A 24,415-nucleotide genomic window follows, 5' to 3' on the forward strand; every position below is an offset into this window, starting at 1 on the left:
ATGATAGCAGCAGTTATTCGTTGGTCCGTTACCAATCGCTTTTTTGTATTATTGCTAACAGCAATACTCATTGGCAGTGGTTTATTTGCGGTAAAAAATACCCCAGTTGATGCCTTACCTGATTTATCCGATGTGCAGGTGATTGTAAAAACCTCATACCCAGGGCAAGCGCCACAGGTGGTGCAAGATCAGGTTACTTTCCCACTTACCACCGCGATGCTCTCAGTACCCGGGGCGCAAACAGTACGTGGTTTTTCATTTTTTGGTGATTCCTACGTATATGTCATCTTTGATGAAAACACCGATCTTTACTGGGCTAGAAGTCGAGTGCAAGAGTATTTAAGTCAAGTAGCAAGCCGCTTGCCCGACAGCGCAACCGCAGAGCTGGGCCCAGATGCTACCGGTGTAGGTTGGATTTATTTATACGCGCTGGTGGATAAAACCAATCAGCACGACATTAGCCAGTTACGCAGCTTGCAAGATTGGTTTTTAAAGTTTGAATTGCAAACCGTACCAGGGGTGTCAGAAGTGGCCTCAGTGGGCGGTATGGTGAAGCAATATCAAGTCAATGTAGAGCCAGATAAACTGCGTGCTTATGGTATACCACTGAGTTTAATTCAAACCGCAATTAAGCAAGGTAACCAAGAAATGGGCGCTTCGGTGGTGGAAATGGCCGAAGCCGAATACATGGTAACCAGCACCGGTTATATAAAAAGCGTCGCTGATTTAGAGGCAATTCCACTTGGGGTGAATGCCAACGGCACACCGCTGCAATTACGCGATGTAGCCGATATTCGCCTTGGGCCACAAATGCGCCGTGGCATTGCTGAGCTAAACGGCGAGGGCGAAGTAGCTGGTGGCGTAGTGGTGATGCGCTATGGCGAAAACGCACAAAAAACCATAGAGCTGGTGAAAGCAAAACTTGAATCACTCAGCAAAGGCTTACCCGATGGGGTAGAAATTGTGCCTGTGTATGACCGCTCTAATCTGATCAAAAATGCAGTGGATAACCTCACCAGCAAACTATTTGAAGAGCTAGTGGTAGTGGCGCTTATCTGCATCGTATTTTTGTTCCATGTACGCTCGTCCTTGGTGGCAATTATCACTTTACCGCTGGGAATATTAACGGCATTTATCATCATGTATTGGCAAGGCATAAACGCCAATATAATGTCGCTCGGTGGTATTGCTATCGCCATTGGCGCGATGACCGACGGCGCGATTGTAATGATCGAAAACATGCATAAACACATGGAAAAAATGCCACTAACCGATGAAAACCGCTGGCAAGTTGTCACCGATGCTGCCAGTGAAGTCGGTCCAGCGCTGTTTTTTAGCTTAATGATTATTACCGTGAGCTTTATGCCAGTGTTTATTTTAGAAGCCCAAGAAGGCCGGATGTTTGCTCCGTTAGCGTACACTAAAACCTATGCCATGGCCGCATCTGCGGGCTTGGCAATCACTTTAGTACCGGTATTAATGGGTTACTTTATACGCGGCAAAGTTATTTCTGAGCAAAACAACCCAGTAAACCGCTTGCTAGTGAATGCTTACAAGCCGCTGCTGAACACGGTTTTGCGGTTCCCTAAAATGACTTTAGTACTGGCTGTGGTGGTCGCTGTTATTGGCTTTTATCCGGTCAATAAAATTGGCAGTGAGTTTATTCCACCGCTGGATGAAGGCGATTTAATGTATATGCCGACGACTTATCCTGGTTTATCTATTGGGAAAGCGCGCGAGATTTTACAACAAACCGATAAGCTCATCGCCACAGTGCCAGAGGTGTTAACCGTGTTTGGTAAAGTCGGCCGGGCAGAAACAGCAACCGATCCTGCGCCACTGACCATGATTGAAACCTTTATTCAGCTTAAGCCAAAAGATCAATGGCGTGAAGGCATGACCTTAGACAAGTTGAAAAAAGAACTCGACGGCTTAGTGAAGTTTCCAGGCCTGACTAATGCATGGGTGATGCCGATCAAAACTCGTATTGATATGCTGGCAACTGGGATTAAAACCCCTGTGGGCATTAAAGTTGCGGGGCCAAATTTAAGCGAGATTCAAAAAATTGGCCAGCAGATTGAAGTGTTACTTAAAGATGTACCCGGCACGGCTTCCGTTTACTCTGAGCGAGTAGCTGGTGGGCGTTATATCAAGGTCGATATCAACCGTGAAAAAGCTGCCCGTTATAGTTTAAATATTGCTGATGTGCAGCAAGTGGTCGCCACTGCCATTGGCGGTATGAATGTTACGCAAACGGTCGAAGGGCAAGAGCGTTACCCGGTAAACTTACGTTATCCGCAGGATTACCGGGATTCGCCCGAAGAACTGATGCTATTGCCAATAGTCACCCCTGCAGGGCAACGCATTGCTCTTGCCGATGTGGCTGACGTATTTATTGAAGATGGTCCGCCGGGAATAAAAAGCGAAAATGCCCGCTTAAACGGCTGGAGCTTTATTGATATTGATGGCATTGATATTGGTAGTTATGTCGACAATGCGCGCAAAGTGCTTGACGAAAAACTAGTGCTACCAGCAGGTTATTCAATAACCTGGGCAGGGCAATATGAATACATGGAACGAGCCAAAGAAAAGCTCGCCTATGTATTACCACTGACCTTAGCGATTATAATTGTGTTGTTGTACCTCAACTTTAGAAGCTTTGTAGAAGTGGCAATTATAATAGCAACCTTACCGCTGGCGATGATCGGAGGCATCTGGTTAATGTACTTAGAGGGCTTTAACTTCTCAGTCGCAGTGGGAGTGGGCTTTATTGCCCTTGCTGGGGTTGCGGTGGAAATTGGCGTGATCATGCTGGTGTACTTAAACCAAGCCTATTATGAAAAGTGCGCGCAAGCGCAACAAGCAGGTAAAGCGCTTAGTTTTGTAGAGCTTAAACAAACCATAGTCGAAGGCGCAGGCCTGCGAGTACGCCCAGTGATGATGACAGTCGCCACTATTATAATCGGTTTGCTCCCTGTACTTTACGGCACAGGCACCGGCAGTGAAGTAATGAGCCGCATAGCCGCACCTATGGTCGGCGGCATGTTCAGCGCCATTGTATTAACATTGTTGGTACTGCCAGCCGTATATTTGTTATGGCGTAAGCGGGATCTGTAAAGCAGATAATAAAAAGGAGTGGGCTAACTACCTGACTCCTTTATTCTAATACTTTAATTTATTATTTTTATGCTGGGGAAAGTGTTAAATATAAAACGATGTTCGAAAAAGCGGACTTGGAACTAGTACTTAATGCTGTATTGTAAATTGGAATATTTACAAATCGTATTTCTTTCTTTATAATTCCGTCCCTTTGTTAGGCTCATCTTTCAATAGGGATGATTTCCAATATAGATCACGGATCGAATAAAGATGAGTTTTTTAAAAAAAATAATAATTTTATCTCTTCTAATGCTTTTAGGGTGTCAAACCCTTAACACAACACCAATTGAGGTAAATATATCGCAAGAAGTTACTTTTTCCGGTAAAGGAGCTGGTGCAGGAATCGCACTTATTTCTGCAATGGGACCTTCAGGTTTAGCTATTGGGGTAGCTATTGATATTGGTATTGCAAAAGAAATCAAAAAAAATATAACTCACCAACAATTAGAATCATCAATTAAGTCCATCCTGTCGAAATATAATAGTGTTCAATTGCAAAATGATCATATCCACTATTTTGAAATTACGACATTGAAGTTTCAATCGTTCTCAGACGACAGTGATCCTACCGCAGTTATAATAGAGGGTAACATTCTATTTAAAGATGAGCGGCTTTTACCCTTTTCTAATATCTCATACTATGAAAAATATATAACTCCTCTAATGCTACTTAAATCTAAAAAAAGTGAATCGAATGCATTAATATTAGAAAATATTGAACATCTAATCTCAACTATATAAAAGGAAAGTATGATGAAAATCATAAAAAATAATAACCGGAATAGTTATTATGTATAAATTAATGTTAATAATTCTGCTTGGTGGAATATCATTTTCTTCAATTGCAGACACACATTGTATTGGCAAAGTGGAAGGCCTTGGAATGGGGAAAGGAGGGATCCTATATGTGAGTGGCCCCGGAGGCTTACCTGCAACTTATCTTTGTAGCGTCCATAGCAAAAGTAATAATGTAGAAACCGAAGCATGTAAAGTAATTTATAGTCAGTTACTTGCAGCAAAAGCTCAAAATGAGACTGTTAATATTACATTTAATCCCGCAACGCCTTGTACATCAGCGAAAAGCTGGGGGTGGGCGGCTAATTTTAACTGGGTGATCGTTGGTGGTTAGTAATTAGTGACTATTAAATAAATTAATTATAGGAAGTGAAATGAAATTTTTTTAATAGGTTTCTTTACCTTGTTATTTAGTCAGGTCGCTTTTTCTTATGAGAGCAACTCCAATACAAAAATAAAAAACATTCGAGTGCGACCTATCGTTGCGTATGTTTTATTTGAAGGGTGTAGTCGATATTCAAAGATATATTTAACAAATGATTATTATAAAGCAATGTTATCAGTGGCTTTAACTGCTGCGGCTGTAAATAAAAGTGTTGCTGTTGGGTTTGAATGTGGCCAAAACTGTGCATCACCAGTTGAGCCTATCGTGTCATATATTGATGTGAAATTTTTATAATATGAATAGTCTAACTATTACTTATAATAATTACCCCTGAATTTAACATTTGAATTATATTAAGTTAAATAGGGAGCTCTGTGTTAATACTAATGGCTAAGGTAAATATATATGCTAAATAATGCTACCTTGCCAAAATTATGAGAGTTTTTAGCTATTTTGCAATAAATAAACCTGAATAAAAGATAGAATTATCACTAGTGAATTAAAAGGTAAGCAATTGATAGTAAAGAAAATTAAAAATAAAACCTAAAGTAATTATACCACTTGTAGCCTTAACCTTGAGCACACCTGTTTGGGCAAATCATTATTGTGCAGGCACCATAAAAAATGTGCAGTTAAACCGTGGTGGAGAAGTGTATGCAACAATTAATAATTTAGCATCTAATGCTTTTCTTTGTGATCTTTCTCCTGCTGATGGTGGAAATGATGCTGAATTTTGTAAAGCGTTATATAGCAGCTTGCTTTTAGCACAAACTACACAGCAAAGCGTAACCTTTTGGTTTGATATCGATACAGATAAAAGTTGTAGTAAAGGTGATTGGGTCAATCTTTATAAAAACCATGGCCTCTATCACTTCATGCTAGGTGGCTAATTAATAATAAGGTAGATAGATAAATAAATGATAAAAAACATAATCGCGATTTTGATGGCATTCACCTTTTTTAGTACTCAGGCGATAGCAACAGTAGGGCAAACTGTCGACCAAATATTTTATTGTGGTGATGATTTTGCAATTCATACCGATGCAGGAAATTGGTATGTAGTACTAAAATCGGCCGTGGGTGAAAAGAAGCAGGATCATTTTTTATCTATGGCGATGTTTTCAATGGCCACAGGTAGTAAAACAGGAAACTTTTTTCCTGGTGACCCACTAAGTAATTGGTGCGGTAACAAAAATTTTTTACCAATTACCTCCTTCAGTATTAAAACTGATAGCCCTAAATAAATTATTACTAGTAAGTTTTCTTTTTTTACTTCCAAGTACAGTTAAAGCTGCATGGCTTAATTCAACTGGCGAAATTGAAACGCTGATTTTGTATAACCAAAACCAAATTTTAGTGAAATTAAAAGGTAACAATGGAGCCCCTGTAGCTGCCTGTAGTAATAAAGAACACTTTATAATACCAGCATCATACACAGAAGAGTCTCGCAATAGAATGTATAGCACTTTATTAGCTGCAAAAATGGCGGGTGTACCAGCATCAATAGCATACAGTGAAGTAGATAATTGTGATGCTTGGGGTGCCACTCCAAATGTCTACAGAAAAATAACGCGAATAACGTTTTAAGGATTAACTATGAAACACCCAAAATTCATCCGTGAGGGACTATGAAAATAATATTAATGCTAATGTTACTTTTTACAGGAACATTAAAAGCAGAAACCACATGGATACCGATTAGTAATGGCGGTAATTTTATAATAATTCCGTTTATTCCAAGTGAAAAATATAACCAACCGAGTAATGTGAATTTAGTGAAACTTTCAAATGGCGTTACTATCACTTGGAATGATATTCAGCATGCAAGTAAATATCGTGTTGAAGGATTAGATAGTAACGGTAATTGGGTTTTGTTAAGGGACGTTGATTCTAATTCAGTCACATTTTCGCCTCTACCAGTTGGTATTTCGAGCATTAGAGTTATGGCGTGTAGTTATATATCTTGCGCTAACAGTGGGCTATGGAGTAATAGCGTGGCTTTGAAAAAACAAATTATATTTATACATACGGATTTGTTAGGTAGTCCAGTTGTAGAAACCAAAGGATAATAAATATGAAAAGTTACATAAAGGTTTTGTTTTTATTTCTTATATATTGCTCGAATTCATATTGTTTAGGTGTATCTGGTGGTACTGATGACAAAGTCGAAATTAACTTAGTTGCACAAATTATTCCAAAAAAATATACAGCTTCTAATAATGATTATGACTCCTATAACCCGGTAACAGGGGAAGTTACGTTTGCTGTTACAGATGTTTCTCTTAAGGGAAACTCACAGATTCCAGTTGAGTTAATACGGTGGATACCATCTGATGACCTAGATACGGGTGGACCAAATGGCTGGAAATGGGATATTCCGTTAATTAAAGGTAACTTTTTATCCGGTGGGAAAGGGCAATGGGATTTTGGCCTTTCTGGTTGGTATAAAGGAGAAAATTGTACAGCTTCAGCAGAAACTGCATTTGAAGTGACTATGGATGATGGTATTCCATCAAGTAATTTCTGGAGTGGTAAATTTCTACATATACCTAATGTTACATCACAGAGATTTTTAAATACTTACGGTCATTCTGCAGAAAAACAGATTACTAAATCTAATTATAAAGTTAAGGGTTGTATCTACAATGCAGACGGGGAAGAGGGGATCGTTGTTTCTGCTCCAAATGGTTTTACCTATACCTTCAATGAGGTAAAAACCTATTATAATGGAGCTATACCAAATCTTCATATGCCAAGGACCTATACGAAAATACTAATGGTTTCAAAGATCGAGGATAAATATGGTAATGATGTAATTTATAATTACGAAGATGGCGACCTAATTAGCATTGTTTCATCTGATGGTAGAAGAATTGATATAGACTATGGGGTTGTTGACAATAAAAAAAGGCCTGTATCAGCTTCTGTAAACAATAGAGTCTGGGAGTATCATTATAACACTAGTGATGGTTATTTAAATAAAGTGATTCTTCCAAATGGGACAACTTGGGAATATGGAGGAATACACATTTTAGGGTATAGGGGGCAGAATCCCAGTTTTTTTTATACCAATCAGCTTCAATTTTATAACCGTAACAAAGGAAGGTCATATGGGGGTCAAAAAATACCTTCGTGCGCTATCGTGCACCCTGAACCTAAAGAGGTAACAGTTAAAACACCAGAAGGTGCAATAATTCGTTACACACTTCAAATAAAAAAACATAATCGTTCAAATGTAATTCCAAGGGTTTATGACTACCAAAGGTTAGATGAATTTAGCTACATGTATAACTTAAACTGTAGTTTATCTTTATCCTTAGTAAGAAAAAGAATAACTGGCAGTAAACTAGATGATATAGACTGGAATTATATTTACTCTGAAAATTCGGGTCATTATGGATTAAGTAATCGTCCACCGTTTTATTTTGATGATGGCGAGCGGAATGATCTCAATGATTTTGTATCAGGTCCGGTCGATATTTCGAAATCAGTTGGCATTGAAAAGTTTCCTTCTATGATTGCATCTCGGACTCCTTTGCATTTCAGGACGGTGAAAATAATTAAGCAAGATAAAATAAATATTTTGTATATTGATAGAGAAAGCCAATCTATCAGTGAGAATATGGTTATTGCTGAAGATACACTCTCTTTAAGTAATCAGTTAATAAAAAGAGAGGAGTATACTTACTCTAAAGGTGATTTTGTAGGTAGTTCATGGGTTGACTGTGGACAAAGGGGAAGTCCCTGCGAAGTAATTAATATCTCACAAATTAAAAATAGAGTTAATCTCGTTAATAAAAAAATAATTATATATAACAATAACTATAAGGATGAATATTTAACAGATTTTGAAAAGTTTGATACATATGGTTTTGTGACAGAAATAAGGGAGAGAAATAATTTTAGTAACAACGAAATTTATAATAAGAAGGTTTATTTACATGATAATGATTCATGGGTGCTAGGGCTTCCTGTTTCTGAGTTTACAGATGATAAACTAATTGATGGTAGCACAATCGCAAACTATGAGATTGAATATAAAAACTTTAGTAACTATAAAAATGGAAAAAATAATACCTTCAAGTTACCAACTTTACAGAAAAAGAGGGGGGTAATATTTATAAATGCTAGGGAGTATTTTTCTTCAGGCTTATTGAAAAAGGTTAGCTATAACTTAAATCGAACATATGGTACTGGTAAGCGTTTCATTGAATATGCCAACTACAAGCGTGGTTTACCTCAGCTTATCACTGTTCCCAATAGGTCAACTTCAGGAAATATGAGTGCGAGTAGAGTCGTTGATAATAACGGGTGGGTAACGCGTACAACCGATTATAATGGCATATCAACTAATTACACCTATGATGACATAGGTCGTATTAAATCCGTAGATTTAACAAATGATGCGGCTAATGGCAACTGGTACGACACGTTATATACTTGGAACAACGATACCAATACCCGCACTGCGTCAACGTGTACATTAAATAATTCAAGGACAGCATGTGCAGGTAACGCTGTATTTAAAACCACAGAGTACTATGACAGCTTACTGCGACTGACAGAGATAAAAAGCCAAGACTTAGTCAATAGCTCAGCAGCAAATAGTACCCGTTATCAGCGTTTCGAATATAACTACTTGAATCAACCAACGTTCCAATCTTATGCAAGCGCAAATGTAAGTGAAAATAAAGGCACTACAACCGTCTATGATTCACTGGGTAGACAGCAAAGTGTAACAACAAGTGGATTGGGCACCGTTAATTACGCCTATTTATCTGGTAATCGTATAGAAGTAACGGATGCTAAAGACAACGTAACGACCACGACTTATCAAGCGTTTGGCTCACCAAGTTACTCACAAGCGGTGAAAATAGAATCTCCCGAAGATGTAACAACACAAATGGATGTTGATATATTTGGTTTAACACACTCAATAACGCAAACAGCGGCTAATCAACACGGAAATACCGTTAGTGTTACCGAGCATCGCTATTATGACAATACGAAGAAGCTATGTTTAACAACGCGCCCAGATGTTGGTAATACGATATATAAATACAATGCGTTGGGTGAACTTAGTTGGCATAAAGCCAGCGTTAATAACACCCAGTGTTCAACGACTAAACCTGTCGGGGCTACTAATTACACTTATGATAATTTAGGCGGCCTCAAATATGTTAATTACCCAGATAACTCAGGTGATGTTAGTTACGAGCGTGATAACAATGGCAATGTGCTTACCTTAACAGCAGGGGATGTTACCCATCGCTACACATATAATAATCAAAACTTATTAGAAGAAGAGCAGCTTTTTGTTGGTAATCAATTACCGTTAATGCTTAGTTATAAATACAATGCGTTACAGCAGCGTAAGCAATTAGGGTATCCAGATGGCACGATTGTTAACTTCAAGCCCAATGGCTTTGGCGAGCCAACTGAGGTTCAAACTTATAAAAACGGTGCAGTTGAACTAAGTTTTGCCAAAGACGCTAAATACTATGCAAATGGCATGCTTGACTCATTCACTTATGGCAATGGTGTAACGCATAAAACCACATTATATTCAGATAGTTTGTTACCTAAGCAGCTAAAAGATACCGGTCCCGCAGGCAGTAATCTACCGAGTACCGTTATGGCGTTGACGTATGATTACGACAACAACGCGAATATTACTTCAATCATTGATGGGCAAAACAGTGCACACAGCTTAACTTACCTCGGGTATGACGACCTTGACCGGTTAACCAGTACAACGGGTGGCACAGGTATAGGCTCAAGTACATTACGCTATGATGGTTTTGGTAATATCACTTATTATAAAAATAAGGGTAAAACACTTAACTATACGTATGACTACGCTAAAAATCGTTTATCAAAAGTAACCGGTGTTAGTGGGCGGTATGGGTCAATAGGGTATGATAGCCGTGGTAATATCACCAATAATGGGGCATATAGTTTAGATTTTAATGAAGCAAACCAACTTACCACTGCAAAAGGTAATAGTTACTTATACGATGGCCATAACCGCCGCGTAAAACAAACTGATGGCAATGGCACCAGTTATTCAATGTATAGCCAAGATGGTATGCTGCTATATAGAGAAAAAGGAAGCACCATAACAGGCAACGGTACTAACTATATTTACTTAGGTAAAAAACTGATTGCCAAGTACGGTGATGTAACGCCGCAAACCGTGAGTGAAAGCCGTCAGCACACGCGTCCATTTGGTGAATCGATAGAAGCACCCAAAGATGACGTAGGGTACACAGGGCATAAATTCGACACCGATTTAGGGTTGAGTTATATGCAGGCACGATACTATGATCCAGTTATCGGGCGGTTTTATTCTAATGATCCGGTGGATGCGTTGGGTCATATGGGGCGTGGTAACCCAGTTCATGGTTTTGGTCGATATACTTACGCAAACAATAACCCGTATAAATATACTGATCCGAATGGAGAGTTCCCATTTCTCCAAGTTGGAGCCGGTGTAATTGGATTTGCCATAGGTGCAATTTCAGAAGCAGTAACAAATGAAAATGCTTCTTTTGGTTCAGTAATGAAAGCCGGAGGAGTTGGCGCTGCGGTTGGTGTTGCTACTACGTTTGGTGGTGGCCTTTTAGGAACAATGGCTGTTGGTGCTGGGGCTAATGGACTCGGCGAAGTTGCAAACCAAGCGATGGATGGTGAGTTTAACACTGAGGATGTTATCGAAGCAGCGGCTATCGGGGCAGTTGGTGGAGCAGTTGCAAAGACAGCCGCAAAAGTTGCTGTCGCAGGTAGAGGGTTGCCTAATAACTCTGCTACACAGGCTTCTAATAATATGACGGGAGCTAATTCCCAACGTATATTGGCTGATTCAAAGACGTTGAGTACAACACCGGGTAATCGGGCAGTTGCTGAGGTCAAACTTGGCGGGGCATACGGAACAGGAGCTGCCGCAGAAGCAGCACATCAACAGACTCAGTGTAATGATGATTCTTGTTAAAGTTGAGAAATATGAAAATAGATGTTTCAGAGGGCAAATCAAAGAAAGCTAACAGATTGAGAGCAATGATTGGATATAGCAGCTTGATTATTGCTAGCTTAACTATTTACTTCTTGGGAAGTCTGGTCGTCGGCTTCTACGGTTTTGAACTTCAAACTCGTATACGAGACGTTGACCTGTCGAGCGCATCTTTAGTATTCATATCAATGTTACCAATTGTTGCTTTAGTAATTTGGGCAACTCTAGCAACTGTGCGTTGGATGTTTAAGATACTCAACATATAGAATATCGATCTTTTGAATCCAAAGCCTCGCACTCGCGGGGCTTTGTTTTGCACGCAATAAAAAACTAAGTAACCTCAGTTCTGCTTAAGCGATAACTAATGCGTTAAGCTCTACGTCAGTTAAATTAAGGTGTGGCTTATTTTCTTTCAAACAATAAGCCACCAATCCAGCCACTAAATTCAACATAAAGCCGTTCATACTCCGATGTCTCGAATGTTCAATGAAAGATATGTTCTTGAGTTGGTCATTAATTGTTTCGATTATAAAACGCTTTGAAAGCATCGCTCTATCCCATAATGACATCGCTTTTGCCTTCATATTTTTGCGAACCGTCGTGATCAGCTTTACCCCTTTATCGAGCAAATCCGCTTCTAAAGCCTTACTTAAATACCCTTTGTCACCGAAAAATAGGGTCAGGTCTTTCTTCTTGCCTTTTTGTTGCTTGCGGCTAATCTTTAGATATTAATTTATACAAATTGATAGGTGAAAAGATGGCAAGGCCTCTTCGATTAGAGTTTGCGGGTGCGTTATATCACATAACTTCGCGGGGCAATGAAAGAAAGCCTATCTATTTAGATGAATCAGATTTTGAGGATTTTTTAAAAATCCTAGGAGATGTATGTGAACGCTATAACTGGGTGATCCATTCATATTGCTTGATGACTAATCATTATCACTTGCTCGTTGAAACACCTGATGCCAATTTAAGTAAAGGGATGCGGCAATTAAATGGTGTATATACGCAATGGTTTAATAGAAAACAGCGACGTGTGGGGCATTTATTCCAAGGACGATATAAGGCAATTTTGGTTGATAAGGATGCATATTTATTAGAGCTAAACAGGTATATTGTTTTAAACCCAATTAGAGCGAAAATGGCCGATAGCCTATCGGAGTGGCCTTGGAGTAGCTGGAATTATGCAAAGAATGGGGTCAGGTCTTTCTTTTTGCCTTTTTGTTGGTTGCGGCTAATCTTTAGATATTAATTTATACAAATTGATAGGTGAGAAGATGGCAAGGCCTCTCAGATTAGAGTTTGCGGGTGCGTTATATCACATAACTTCGCGGGGCAATGAAAGAAAACCTATTTATTTAGATGAATCAGATTTTGAAGGTTTTTTAAAAATCCTAGGAGATGTATGTGAGCGCTATAACTGGGTGATCCATTCTTTTTGCTTAATGACCAATCATTACCATTTATTAGTCGAAACGCCGGATGCGAATTTAAGCAAAGGGATGCGTCAATTAAATGGTGTATATACGCAATGGTTTAATAGAAAACAGCGACGTGTGGGGCATTTATTCCAAGGACGATATAAGGCAATTTTGGTTGATAAGGATGCATATTTATTAGAGCTAAACAGGTATATTGTTTTAAACCCAATTAGAGCGAAAATGGCCGATAGCCTATCGGAGTGGCCTTGGAGTAGCTGGAATTATGTAATGGGTCAAGAGCCGATTCCCCAATGGCTTGCGGTAGATAAAATGTTACTGCAATTTGCAAAGTATAAAACAATAGCCAGACGTAAGTTTGCGCAGTTAGTAGCAAGGAAAAGGGGTGGATCCTTGGGGAAATATTTCAAATCAGGTATTTTTAGGTACTGCTGAGTTTGTAAAGGAACATTTAGAATTACTTAAAGAGCAGGAAGGCGATTTATCGGAAATACCCCAAAAACAAAGGCGCAGAGCAGCGGTACCATTAACAGAATACGCTCAACGGTTTAATAATCGTGATGATGCCATAAGAGCTGCTTATGCATCCGGTGGGTACACGTTGAAAGAGGTTGGCGATTATTTTCAGCTGCATTATTCTCGAGTAAGTAGGATAGTGGCAAAAAGAAAGACCTGACCATTGCGGTTTTGAGCCCATCAAACTTTGTTTGACCAGAGTCGCAGAACCTCGTAAAACGGGTACTGCGACGATTCAATGTTGATATACTTTTGAAAGTAATAGATAGGTAATGTGTAGATTTGCTTGTTTAAAAATCAAATCTAACGCCAGCTTGTAATTGAGACATGTCTTTGCCGGAGCTAGTAGTAGGTTTGCGTTGTTCATCGTTACTTAAGTCTTCGTATGCTACCCAAGCCCTTAAAGCTTTACTCAAATAACGTATATATTCGATTTTAACGGAATCTACATCACCTGATATATCACAACTGTCTATAGCATAACGAGTATGGATTTTATTTTTACCGAATAGGTAACTGGCATATAAACCACTACTTGTTCTATCTTCAGAGCTACATGCGTTAATTGCATTCTTATTACCCTCTACATCAGCATCTTTCAATCGAACCGTTCCAGTACTACTTCCCCCATAAATATCGTAGGTGTTGGTTGCTTTATGTACAAAAGCTGACAGTGTCACAGCATCATTAACATCCCACCAACCACGCAGCCCATAAAGGTTACCTTTATTATCGCCTTGGTTATCTTTAGACCAAGCCGCTTGCACTTTATAAGGTCCAGACTTATATTCTCCACCTAATTGCATTTGATCAACAGAGCTTCCATCTTGCCCTTTAAATTGTAACCCTGCACCAAAGTTCCAATTACCTTGTTTATAAAAATACTGTAGTAAATCATCGTCTCGTACATTACCTTGTCGAATAGTATCTATACCATCTGAAAAATAAGCGCTTCTAACATAGGTATTCCATAATAAAGTTTGAGACCCGAAATAAACTTCACCAAAATCACCTTTCAAACCAACGTAGGCTTGACGAAGAGTCGGGCCATTATTTTGAGTTAAATCAACTGCATTCTCTTCTCTCAGGCCATATTCAACTCTCGTGACTGCTGTTAAATTGTCATCTATTTTGATACTCGCTTTAGCACCTATACGACTCAAAAAGTCGCGGCCATTAGCCCCATCATCAGATGTACCTGCGTCAATATTATCTACACCTAAACGTATAGAAGCATAAAAATCTATATCCTTGATACTTGGCTCAGCTGCTTTTACATTACTAGTAATAGTAAGAAAAGACGTTAGAATAACCCCTACAAAAAGTGGACTAAGTTCTGATTTCATATAAACCTCTAATTATTTTTGTTACTAAATTTGTTTTTATTCAGTTGCTTATTAAAATTTAATTTTTAAGCATTCAAAATTAAGTTTATTTTACTGATAATCTAAAGGTTCACTTCACAGTCTAAACTTACTCACTTCATTGTTAATCTGTCTTCCTAAGTCGTGTAATTTTTGAGCTTGTTCAGCAGCTAATTGGCTTGCTTCAAACATTTCATCACCGACCCCTCGGATTGTCTCAGTATTGCGACTGATTTCTAAGGTGACAGCTGATTGCTCTTCAGCGGCGGTGGCAATTTGTGCTGCCATGTCATTTATCACACTAACCGATTCTAATATTTTACCGAGACTTTGATTCGCTTTTTGAGCATCTTCAACACTTTGGTTGGCCATTCCTTTACCTTTATCAGTCGCATCTACCGCTTTTAGTGCTGCGCTTTGTAGTGACTCAATCATGCCTTGGATTTCTTGAGTCGAAGTATAAGTTCGTTGTGATAAAACCCTTACTTCATCGGCAACTACAGCAAAGCCACGCCCTTGCTCCCCAGCTCTTGCTGCTTCAATTGCTGCATTTAATGCCAGTAAATTTGTTTGCTCTGAAATACCGCTGATAGTAGATAAAATTGATGTTATTTCTTGCGCGTGTTTATTCAAATCACGAATAATTTCGCTCGCTTTTTCGACCTCATCAGCTAGGACTTTTGTAGATTTTTGACTTTGCTCAACGCCAAAACGGCCTTGCTCTGTAACGCTTACGCAGTTTTGTGATGATTGTGCAGTTTGTTCTGCATTAGCAGCGATTTCTTTTGTTGCCGCAGCCATTTCAGTTACCGCAGTTGCAACCATATGAATTTCACTTTGATGACGCTGTAATCTATCGTTTTGCTTATTTGTTGCTGTAGATACATCACCAGCTTCACTTAGCAATATTGTTGATGCGTCACTCAGTCGACTTATAATGCCATGTAATTGTTCAACAAAACGGTTAAAGCTCGATGCAAGTTGGCCTATTTCATCGCCACTATTCACTTCTAACCTAACTGTCAAATCGCCATTACCATTAGCAATAGCATCTAAATTTTGAGTGATAGAACTTAAGTTTTTGAGCATGATTTTTAACAAAAATGAGATGATAAACAGTACAAATATTAACATTGCAGTGCTGATGATCACTTGAGTAATAAGCTGGCTTCGTACAGGTGCAAATAAAGTATCTTTGTCCATTACTAAAATAATTGACCAGCTGGAGTTAGGAATAGCCTGTGCAAAAATAAGTCGCTCGCGATTATCTAAGGTCATTTCTTCTAAAGTATGCTTAGTCACTAGCTTTTCTAACAACTGACCCGTAAAGCTTTTATCGAGATCTGATGCTTTAGTACTTTGTTTTTTTGTATCAGGATGAGCAACAACTTGATCGCTTTTGTCAACAATGATGGCATATCCATCGCCAGGTACATCGAGAGCATTTATATATTTAGTTAATTGAGCTAAAGTTAAATTAGCGCCAACTGCACCAACTATCTCACCTTCCTTTCTCACTGGCTCTGAAAGAGTAACCACATATTCTTGGGTGCTTGCAGAAACAAAAGGAGCAGCTAAAAAACTACCATTTTCTTCTAATGCACCTTTGTACCAACTCCGTACTCTGGGATCATAATTTGGTGGATTAAGGTTAGGGTCGTTACGGTACATTTCTCCTTGTTCATTACCATAGTAAACAAGCGAAAAACCTAAACTTTCTTTTACTTGGTCAAGCAAAATATAAGGTTTTACTTCAGGATGGTCAGCAATAACTTTAGACAGTTTAATAACAGCCTGACGCCTGTCATACATCCAATCACCAACCCCATTTGTAAATACATCTGAGACTAAATTTATTTCTTCTCGTAATGCGGAATCTATATTTTTTTGTAATGCATTTAAGCTCTGTATTAGCATCGCTATAAAAAATATAAAAAAGCAAAAAAAAGTAATAATTAATATTTTTTTTCGAAGGGAATACTTATCCATAAAGCGTTAACCACCAATAAAAAGAGCATATGCTCAAGCTGAAATAATTTACTGTTTTCATCAATCAACAAATGAATATTAGTAAACATTAGAAATTACACCAGCATAGCGATGTAAAATTTATTTATGATTCCCAGCTAAGGGTTGTAGAGATTTCACATTGTCAGCTAAGTTATCAGCAAACTTGGGATGTCATGTTTTGCATTTACTTATGCTTTAAGATGAAGCGCTACTTGGCTACTAAGGTTAGAATTTGCGAGTGTTTTATGCCACATCAATTAGTCATAATTTAAATATGAGCCACCGTTTTTGTACCACCACTCTATAAAAATTACCCTATGACTTGTAACTTATACGAGTTTGGGTGATGGTTTTTTAATATCTCTCTGTTTTAATTTAACTTTTTATTGGCACGTTTTACGCAGGAGTATGGTTACTAGGGTTAATTAAGGAACGCACATGCAAGTTAAAACAATACAAGAAGTGTACGACTGGACTGTACTATTTCATACCCAAATGGCGGCAAATTTTTTTAGTCTCAGAGACGATTTAGCAGAGCATAACCAAATGCTGGCAGACTATTTTGTTAAGTACGAAAAAAAGTTGGCTGAGGATTTAGTTGGTTTTAAAGCCATCACGGAGATCAATACCTTAGATACTTATTGTTACGAGTACTTTGCTGAAAACTCTGAACTGATTAATTTTACAGATTTAAACCGTGATACGCGTGTTGATGAGCAAGCCATGCAAGGTTATATATCAGATCAGCATCAAAAGGTGATCAATCTTTATCAATACTTACTTAGTCGTGCAGAAACGCCAACAGGTAAAGAGAAACTATCTCAATTGCTGGAGCTTGAACATCAAGGATTAAAGCAAATGATGCAAAGTACTAATCGCCATATGGATATGTAATAGAAGATCTAATTTGGGTAGCGCATGCTATCCAAATTCAGCCATGTCTGTAAATCACACAAAGTCGATTAAAAAGCCTACTTTCTTCAAATATTTTTGCTCTTGTTGTAAATCAGCATGAAGCAAGGTTTGTTCATTGAGCCAATCCGCTGGGAACTGCAATAGCATACTATTGCCTTTTACTGATACTGCTAACTCTTGATGTTGATCGTTAAGGCGTTTTTGATTTAATAATATAGCTAGTCTGAGTAATACAATTAATTGTAATATTTGAAAGTGCGGCACCGAGAGTAAAGTTGGAAATTCTTCTAAACGAATTTTTTTACGGTAAAACCGTATCATACAGCTTAATAATGTTTGCTGTTGTTGAGTAAATCCTGGCAGCTGACTATTTTCAACAACATAAGCACTATGTTTGTGTAAGCCTGATGAGTTAATACCTAAACCCACTTCGTGTAATTGCGCTGCCCACACTAATAATTGATGATTATCTAATGAGTCGAGCTGCCATTCTTTTTGTACTTGTAGGAATAACCAATCGGCAGTATTTGCAACACGTTGTGCATGTACTTTATCTATTGTGTTTCTTTCGCTTAAATTAGCTATGGTATTGGTGCGTATATCTTTAAGCGCTAACTTTTGCTGCATTTCATGCAGTAAACCTTCACGTAGTGAAAAGTCGCTGTAATCCATTTCGGTAATATTAAACAGCTGAAAAATCGCGAGTAAAATAGTTAAGCCACCGCAAATACTTACTTGACGCTCCGGGCTTAAACCTTCAATAAGTAAGTTATCGATAGTTTTAGCGGCTATAAACTGAGTTTTAAGTTCGAGCAATCGCTCCAGTGTGATATTTTTTTGTTCAGGGTCATTAGCGTTGATCATGGCTAATATTGATTTAATGGTGCCTGACGTCCCCACTACCGATTGCCAGCCTGCACTAATGTAATTGGCAAAAATAACCTCAAGTTCTTGCTCTGCTTTTATTTGTGCTTTGCTAAAGCGTTTATCATTAATAATACCATCGGCAAAAAATTGCTTGGTATAGCTTACGCAGCCCATATTGCGACTTGAGAGCAGCTTATGTTTAAAATGCTTGCCAATAATTAGCTCGGTACTACCGCCGCCAATATCAATAACTAAACGGTTTTCATCGTGATGAACATAATGAGCTACACCTTGATAGATTAAGCGCGCTTCTTCTTGACCTGAGATCACATCAATATGATAAGGAAAAACTCTATTTGCCTGAGTTAAAAATGAATTAATATTTTTAGCTCGTCGTAATGTATAAGTTGCAGCAATTTTTACATTGCTCGCAGGGAAGTCTTGTAGCGTAGTAGCAAACTGCTTTAATATCGTTAATGCTCTATCTATGGCAGTTTGACTTAATTGATTTTTGTCGTCTAAGCCATCGGCTAAGTAAACGCGTTGTTTTTCTTTGTGGAGAATTTGCAAAGAGCCATCCACTTCTCTTGCGACCACTAAATGAAAGCTGTTTGACCCTAAGTCAACCGCAGCAATTGAGGGATAATCATTCATTATTGTAATTGCCTTCCCATTTTTTTAAGTGATCATAAATAGCTATTTGCGAACGTATTTTTTTACGATTTCCGCGTCTAACATAATGATTTTTCTGTTCGCTATCAATGATTCTCGCTTTGGTACGATCTTTAAATTGCAGTTCAAGTACGTCAACAATGAGTTGTTTTAGTTTTTCATCATAAATAGGCACGCCAACTTCAACTCGATGATCAAGATTACGTGTCATCCAATCTGCAGATGAAATATAGACTTTTTCATCCCCATTATTACCAAAGATCATAACTCGCGGGTGCTCTAAAAAGCGATCGACGATACTAATTACCCGAATGTTGTCGCTAAAATTATTGAGTCCTGGCACTAAGGAACACATACCACGGACAATAATGCGAATTTTAACACCGCTACGAGCGGCCAAGTACAAACAATCAACCAGTTCTTTATCTACTAAGTTATTTATTTTTAATGTTATTTTACCGGTGTGACCATTTTCAACATGGGTTATTTCTTGGTGAATTAAACCAAGCAACAGCTGTCGAGCGTTCACTGGCGAAATCATCAAATGTTCGAACATAAACGGTTTATAACTGCTTTCAATAAACTTAAATACGCTATCACTTTCGTCACAAATACCTTGATGTTTAGTAAATAAACTAAAGTCTGTATAGATTTTGGCGGTTTTTTCGTGAAAATTACCAGTGCCAATGTGCGCGTACTTTACTATTTGACCTTTTTCACGACGATGAATAATACATAACTTACTGTGTACTTTGAGAGCTGGTATACCAAAAATAACTTTAATACCTGCGCCACTGAGTACTTTTGCCCACTCAATATTATTTTGTTCATCAAAGCGTGCTTTTAGCTCCACCATAACGGTGACTTTTTTGCCATTTTTTGCCGCGTTGATCAGTGATGAAATTAATCGAGATTTACTCGCAACACGATAAATGTTTACTTTAATTTGTGTTACTCGAGGGTCAAATGCTGCTTGGCGAACATATTCCAGTAGATGATTAAATGTATGATATGGATAATAAAGTAGAATATCTTGCTGACTAATTGCAGCAAACACACTGGCATGATTATTAAATGCTGTGCTTTGCAAAGCCGGTAATGATTTGTTTTCTAAATATTGCCGACCAACATTGGGAAAACCAATAAAGTCTCTAAAGTTACGATAGCGACCACCGGGGATCAACGCATCGTGATGAGTAACACCTAAGCGTTTTTTCATTACTTTGAGCATTGGCTCGGGCATCGCTTGGTCGTATACTAAGCGCACCGGCTCGGCATAAATACGCTGTTTTAGGCCCTTAGACATCTTATCTAAAATGCCTTCTTCTAGTTCGTCATCTAGGTTGTATTCTGCATCACGGGTCAGCTTGATTGCGTAGCCTTGGATCTCAGTAAAACTAAAAAAACTGCTAAATACGTCACTTAAAAAAAACAAAATAATGTCATCTAACATCACAATAGTTTTATGACGACGGGTTTTTTCGGGTGGTAAAATTACAAAGCGTGGTACGCGATCGGTAGGGACTTCTAACATCGCATAATGACTTTTGTCGTTAAACATTTCGACAAACAAGTACGTCATTGTATCGTTAATATGATCTGAGAAGTCTTTATTTTCATCCAGCATTATTGGCGATATATGCTGTAATACATTGTCGTGAAAAAATATTTTTAGCCAGTTAATATGAAATTCACTAAGCTGCTCGGGACGGTCAACATGAATGTTGTGGGTATTTAAATCATGGAGAATTTGCTGATGAATAACGTTAAATTTTTTACCAAGCTGCAAAACCTTTTGCTGAATTTGGGTCAGTAAAATTTCATCTTCATCAAAATTAGTATCTGGTAGTTTATTTAATAGAATGCGTCGTTTTACATCGGCAACCCGAACTCTGAAGAATTCATCTAAATTGTTTGAGAAGATCCCCAAAAAACGAATACGTTCAATAATCGGGTTATTTTTATCTTTAGCTTCTTGTAAAACACGATCGTTAAAAGACAGCCAACTTAACTCTGGGGCAAAATAATTAATCGTTTGAGACACATCAGCGCAGGCGTTCATATTCTATTCCTTGGATAGCAACTGAACAAAATATAGAACACTTAGATGACATAAAAATGACAAAAATGTCACTTTTGTGACATGTTTGTCTTGCTATAGAAGATGGCTGTGAGGTGTGACTTAAGCGTCTTCAATATCAACAATTAAGTCGGATGTAATTGCTTCGAGTGCAGCAACAACTTCGTCTTTATTCATGCCCGTTGGCAAAGCAACTGTTGCAACGGCGCTGAAAATTGGTACCCCCCAGTTTGGTGCGCTCTGCTGCTTAGAGTTTAGGTGGGTAATATTTGCTCCCTTGTGACGCAATACTCCGGCTAGTTCCTGGATAATACCTGGTCGATCATTGCCAGTTATTACAAAATTAAGCTGTTCAGCAGGTGTGTCTGGTAATTCATGCGCGCCTGTTTCAATCCGTACTTCTAATTGTGGTAAGCCATGCAATGCATCTTGTAATTCTTGCAGATGCTCTGCTGGCACTGCTACTTCAATGATGCCAGCAAAGTGACCGGCTAAATGGCTTAAGTTACTGGTTAACCAGTTACCATTATGATTTAAAATTGCAGATGAGATGTCTTCTACAAGTCCCGGACGATCTTGTCCCAAAATAGTTATAACCAATTGCTTCATATAGATAATTCCTAAAGAGTGCCGTAATTAAATAATAAATGCCCAGGCATGAAATTATTGAATGATTAAAAAGAACCAAATTGAGTATTGACTCAGTCCCCAAATTTGTCCAATTTTTTTGCCAATAGTTCAATTTAAAAACAGTAAAATAGTGTGAGTTTACAGTCTGAATTATCTAAACTTTTGTTTATCAATAATAAAGCACTAAGTTGAAAGTTTTTCAAGTTATTGAATATAAACATTGTTTGTTTTGTTATGATGAATACCACAACAAAGTCTTAGCAATTATGACGTTTGTAACAATACTGTCATCTTGGTGAAATATAATCTACCCAACGTTAAGATTTATAGGTGTTTTGATGACTTCCAATCCGAATAAACCGTCTTTTAATACGGATAGAAGCCGTCTATTTAAAGATCGGTTTGCCAAATTTAGCATTACCGCTGGCGGTATTATGGTATTGATAGCTTTGCTATTGATATTCTTCTATTTATTGTATGTTGTGCAACCTATTTTTGAATCAGCGAAAGTAGAAACGCGCGATAGCTTTGCGCTTAGTAATGCTGAACAAATTGTTGGCCTAGGTATTGAAGAGCAAACTGAAATTGCTTTTTTACTGAGCAAACAAGGTAAGGTTGATTATTACAGTGTTGAGAAAAAGGGCTTTGGTAAAAAGCTTGCTAGCTTAGTTGTGCCACTTGACAGCGAAGTGAGTAGTTTTGCATCCAGCGCGCCATTTCAAGGACATTACGCATACGGACTAGAAAATGGTTCGGTGATGATAGTGTCACCTAAATTCTTAGTTACCTTTCCTAATAACGAACGTAAATTAACCCCGCGTTTGGGTTATCCACTTGGTGAAAAAACATTGCTGGTTGACGACAATGGTGCTGCCATTAAACAATTTGCATTTAGCCATTATGAAGATAAAACCGCTGTTGTGGCACAAACGGCTGATAAGCGTGTAATTTTTAGCAGTTTTGTTGCTGAAGAAAACATGTTCAGCGGTGAAGTTGAATGGGTTGTTGAACGCACTGAACTTGATGTTGAAGGGCGCGTAGACCAACTACTAATGTCGCCAGATACCACCCGTACTTTTGTGCGCTCAGCAAATCAAATTTATGTTTACGATACTCGCAATCCAAGCGAGGTTGAGCTGATCCAAATGCTTGCGGCGAATGAAGAAAATGCCAACTTGGTTTCGGCGCAATTATTAGCCGGTGCTAACTCGCTGATGCTAGCGAATGATAATGGTGAAGTTTCGCAGTGGTTTGAAATTAATACTGACGATGGCCGTGAATATCAAAAAATACGTGCGTTTGAAACCTCAAAGCAGCCTAAGCTAGATATATTCACTGAGTTTTATCGTCGTACGTTCTTTACCACCAGTTCTAATGGTGAGTTAGGCGTGTATTACACCACCAGTGAAGCAAAACTATGGCAAGGTAAAATCAGTGAAGGTCCGATTGAAAACTTTGCTATTGCACCACGCTCAAATGCGGCACTTATTCTAGCTGATGACAAATTAACTGTGATTGAAATTCACAATGAACACCCTGAGGTGACATGGTCAGCCTTGTGGCAAGAAGTGTGGTATGAGGGTTATCCAGAGCCGGGTTATATTTGGCAATCAACGTCTGCCGGTGATGACTTTGAAGCTAAGTTTTCTTTAGTGCCAATTTCATTTGGTACTATAAAAGCTGCTTTATATGCGATGCTATTTGCAGTGCCGATTGCGCTCTCTGCAGCAATCTACACCGCTTATTTTATGTCAGGTCCATTACGTAAAGTAGTCAAACCAACAGTTGAAATTATGGAAGCATTACCAACCGTAATTTTAGGATTTTTAGCAGGCTTATGGCTTGCGCCGTTGATAGAAGAGCATTTACCTGCGATTGTTGGCTTGCTGTTTATGCTGCCGCTGGGGATTTTAGCGACCGCATTTGCGTGGACTAAATTACCAGAAAGCTTTCGTCACCGAGTTCCTGAAGGGGCCCACTCAATCTTACTAATACCAGTATTGTTACTGATTGGTTGGTTAGCCTTTGCGATGAGCGGGGTGGTTGAGTTGTGGATGTTTGACGGTAATGTTCGCCAGTATTTGACTAACGAATTGGGTCTGACTTTCGATCAACGTAATTCACTGGTAGTCGGTATTGCGATGGGTTTTGCGGTTATTCCGACTATTTTCTCTATCGCAGAAGATGCTGTATTTAGTGTGCCTAAGCATTTATCAAACGGTTCATTGGCGCTAGGCGCAACACAATGGCAAACCTTGGTTAGTGTGGTGTTATTAACCGCCAGCCCTGGTATTTTCTCTGCTGTGATGATGGGCTTAGGCCGCGCCGTAGGTGAAACGATGATTGTACTAATGGCAACAGGTAATACGCCAATAATGGATTGGAGCATTTTCCAAGGTATGCGTACCTTAGCCGCTAATATCGCAGTAGAAATGCCAGAATCGGAAGTGGGTAGTTCACACTATCGGATCTTATTCTTAGCCGCTTTTGTATTGTTCATATTCACCTTTATTTTCAACACAATTGCTGAGTTTGTGCGTCAGCAGTTGCGTGATAAATACAGCTCGATGTAAG

General features: G+C 38.6%; 17 protein-coding genes and 1 pseudogene. 12 read left to right on the forward strand and 6 right to left on the reverse strand.

The window, feature by feature from the left end:
* The 7 genes from FW757_RS04915 (at window position 1) to FW757_RS04945 (ending at window position 11,330) form a co-directional block, all read left to right on the forward strand.
* Window positions 1–3,117, forward strand: a complete 3,117-nt coding sequence (locus FW757_RS04915) for an efflux RND transporter permease subunit (protein ID WP_446440919.1) — start codon at window positions 1–3, stop codon at window positions 3,115–3,117.
* A 252-nt stretch (window positions 3,118–3,369) separates the two neighbouring features.
* Window positions 3,370–3,900 (forward strand): hypothetical protein, encoded by a 531-nt coding sequence (locus FW757_RS04920; protein ID WP_446440920.1) that lies wholly within the window; start codon window positions 3,370–3,372, stop codon window positions 3,898–3,900.
* A 61-nt stretch (window positions 3,901–3,961) separates the two neighbouring features.
* Complete coding sequence (locus FW757_RS04925) at window positions 3,962–4,288, forward strand: hypothetical protein (RefSeq protein ID WP_182761350.1); 327 nt, start codon at window positions 3,962–3,964, stop codon at window positions 4,286–4,288.
* A gap of 626 nt (window positions 4,289–4,914) precedes the next feature.
* Window positions 4,915–5,229 carry a hypothetical protein gene (locus FW757_RS04930; RefSeq protein ID WP_446440921.1) on the forward strand — a complete coding sequence of 105 codons (315 nt, stop codon included), beginning with the start codon at window positions 4,915–4,917 and terminating at the stop codon, window positions 5,227–5,229.
* Window positions 5,230–5,256: 27 nt separating this feature from the next.
* Entirely contained in the window at window positions 5,257–5,583 is a 327-nt protein-coding gene (locus FW757_RS04935) for a hypothetical protein (RefSeq protein ID WP_446440922.1), read from the forward strand.
* Between the two features lie 384 nt (window positions 5,584–5,967).
* Window positions 5,968–6,408, forward strand: a complete 441-nt coding sequence (locus FW757_RS04940) for a hypothetical protein (protein ID WP_446440923.1) — start codon at window positions 5,968–5,970, stop codon at window positions 6,406–6,408.
* A 5-nt stretch (window positions 6,409–6,413) separates the two neighbouring features.
* On the forward strand, window positions 6,414–11,330 hold the full coding sequence (locus FW757_RS04945; RefSeq protein WP_446440924.1) for an RHS repeat domain-containing protein: 4,917 nt from the start codon (window positions 6,414–6,416) through the stop codon (window positions 11,328–11,330).
* Window positions 11,331–11,698: 368 nt separating this feature from the next.
* Here FW757_RS04945 and FW757_RS04950 read toward each other — a convergent pair.
* Window positions 11,699–12,034 (reverse strand): annotated as a pseudogene (locus FW757_RS04950) (transposase); the annotation flags it as partial.
* 71 nt (window positions 12,035–12,105) lie between these two features.
* On the opposite strand from FW757_RS04950, the gene FW757_RS04955 reads away from it, so the two are divergent.
* The 3 genes from FW757_RS04955 to FW757_RS04965 are packed head-to-tail and all read left to right on the forward strand — an operon-like array spanning window position 12,106 to window position 13,463.
* Window positions 12,106–12,600: a transposase gene (locus tag FW757_RS04955; RefSeq protein WP_446440925.1), complete on the forward strand. Its 495-nt coding sequence runs from the start codon at window positions 12,106–12,108 to the stop codon at window positions 12,598–12,600.
* Window positions 12,601–12,625: 25 nt separating this feature from the next.
* Window positions 12,626–13,222 (forward strand): transposase, encoded by a 597-nt coding sequence (locus FW757_RS04960; RefSeq protein WP_446440926.1) that lies wholly within the window; start codon window positions 12,626–12,628, stop codon window positions 13,220–13,222.
* On the forward strand, window positions 13,173–13,463 hold the full coding sequence (locus FW757_RS04965; protein ID WP_446440927.1) for a hypothetical protein: 291 nt from the start codon (window positions 13,173–13,175) through the stop codon (window positions 13,461–13,463). Before FW757_RS04960 ends, FW757_RS04965 begins: the two co-directional genes overlap by 50 nt.
* 130 nt (window positions 13,464–13,593) lie before the next feature.
* Here FW757_RS04965 and FW757_RS04970 read toward each other — a convergent pair whose 3' ends face one another.
* Window positions 13,594–14,649: a porin gene (locus FW757_RS04970; RefSeq protein WP_182761343.1), complete on the reverse strand. Its 1,056-nt coding sequence runs from the start codon at window positions 14,647–14,649 to the stop codon at window positions 13,594–13,596.
* Window positions 14,650–14,763: 114 nt separating this feature from the next.
* The gene (locus FW757_RS04975) at window positions 14,764–16,656 is read right to left on the reverse strand and encodes a methyl-accepting chemotaxis protein (RefSeq protein ID WP_182719197.1); all 1,893 of its coding nucleotides are present in this window, start codon (window positions 16,654–16,656) and stop codon (window positions 14,764–14,766) included.
* A 459-nt stretch (window positions 16,657–17,115) separates the two neighbouring features.
* Between FW757_RS04975 and FW757_RS04980 the strand changes: the two genes are divergently transcribed.
* Entirely contained in the window at window positions 17,116–17,571 is a 456-nt protein-coding gene (locus FW757_RS04980) for a hypothetical protein (RefSeq protein WP_182740449.1), read from the forward strand.
* Between the two features lie 54 nt (window positions 17,572–17,625).
* On the opposite strand, the gene FW757_RS04985 is transcribed toward FW757_RS04980, so the two are convergent.
* The 3 genes from FW757_RS04985 to FW757_RS04995 form a co-directional block, all read right to left on the reverse strand.
* The gene (locus FW757_RS04985; RefSeq protein ID WP_182719198.1) at window positions 17,626–19,113 is read right to left on the reverse strand and encodes a Ppx/GppA phosphatase family protein; all 1,488 of its coding nucleotides are present in this window, start codon (window positions 19,111–19,113) and stop codon (window positions 17,626–17,628) included.
* Window positions 19,106–21,193 (reverse strand): polyphosphate kinase 1, encoded by a 2,088-nt coding sequence (ppk1, locus tag FW757_RS04990; protein WP_182740448.1) that lies wholly within the window; start codon window positions 21,191–21,193, stop codon window positions 19,106–19,108. Before ppk1 ends, FW757_RS04985 begins: the two co-directional genes overlap by 8 nt.
* Before the next feature lie 120 nt (window positions 21,194–21,313).
* On the reverse strand, window positions 21,314–21,820 hold the full coding sequence (locus FW757_RS04995) for a glycine cleavage system protein R (RefSeq protein WP_149980525.1): 507 nt from the start codon (window positions 21,818–21,820) through the stop codon (window positions 21,314–21,316).
* Window positions 21,821–22,179: 359 nt separating this feature from the next.
* Here FW757_RS04995 and FW757_RS05000 point away from each other — a divergent pair, with 359 nt between their 5' ends.
* Window positions 22,180–24,414 (forward strand): ABC transporter permease subunit, encoded by a 2,235-nt coding sequence (locus FW757_RS05000; protein ID WP_149980526.1) that lies wholly within the window; start codon window positions 22,180–22,182, stop codon window positions 24,412–24,414.
* Window position 24,415: the final 1 nt, after the last annotated feature.

This window comes from Pseudoalteromonas sp. 1181_04 (assembly GCF_052850545.1).

Excerpts from the sequence above, each read along its gene's own strand:
- FW757_RS04935 (WP_446440922.1), top strand. The coding sequence starts at position 5,257 with ATGATAAAAAACATAATCGCGATTTTGATGGCATTCACCTTTTTTAGT.
- FW757_RS04915 (WP_446440919.1), top strand. The coding sequence starts at position 1 with ATGATAGCAGCAGTTATTCGTTGGTCCGTTACCAATCGCTTTTTTGTA.
- FW757_RS04995 (WP_149980525.1), bottom strand. The coding sequence starts at position 21,820 with ATGAAGCAATTGGTTATAACTATTTTGGGACAAGATCGTCCGGGACTT.
- FW757_RS04985 (WP_182719198.1), bottom strand. The coding sequence starts at position 19,113 with ATGAATGATTATCCCTCAATTGCTGCGGTTGACTTAGGGTCAAACAGC.
- FW757_RS04940 (WP_446440923.1), top strand. The coding sequence starts at position 5,968 with ATGAAAATAATATTAATGCTAATGTTACTTTTTACAGGAACATTAAAA.
- FW757_RS04955 (WP_446440925.1), top strand. The coding sequence starts at position 12,106 with ATGGCAAGGCCTCTTCGATTAGAGTTTGCGGGTGCGTTATATCACATA.
- ppk1 (WP_182740448.1), bottom strand. The coding sequence starts at position 21,193 with ATGAACGCCTGCGCTGATGTGTCTCAAACGATTAATTATTTTGCCCCA.
- FW757_RS04945 (WP_446440924.1), top strand. The coding sequence starts at position 6,414 with ATGAAAAGTTACATAAAGGTTTTGTTTTTATTTCTTATATATTGCTCG.
- FW757_RS04975 (WP_182719197.1), bottom strand. The coding sequence starts at position 16,656 with ATGGATAAGTATTCCCTTCGAAAAAAAATATTAATTATTACTTTTTTT.
- FW757_RS04925 (WP_182761350.1), top strand. The coding sequence starts at position 3,962 with ATGTTAATAATTCTGCTTGGTGGAATATCATTTTCTTCAATTGCAGAC.
- FW757_RS05000 (WP_149980526.1), top strand. The coding sequence starts at position 22,180 with ATGACTTCCAATCCGAATAAACCGTCTTTTAATACGGATAGAAGCCGT.
- FW757_RS04970 (WP_182761343.1), bottom strand. The coding sequence starts at position 14,649 with ATGAAATCAGAACTTAGTCCACTTTTTGTAGGGGTTATTCTAACGTCT.
- FW757_RS04980 (WP_182740449.1), top strand. The coding sequence starts at position 17,116 with ATGCAAGTTAAAACAATACAAGAAGTGTACGACTGGACTGTACTATTT.
- FW757_RS04960 (WP_446440926.1), top strand. The coding sequence starts at position 12,626 with ATGGCAAGGCCTCTCAGATTAGAGTTTGCGGGTGCGTTATATCACATA.
- FW757_RS04920 (WP_446440920.1), top strand. The coding sequence starts at position 3,370 with ATGAGTTTTTTAAAAAAAATAATAATTTTATCTCTTCTAATGCTTTTA.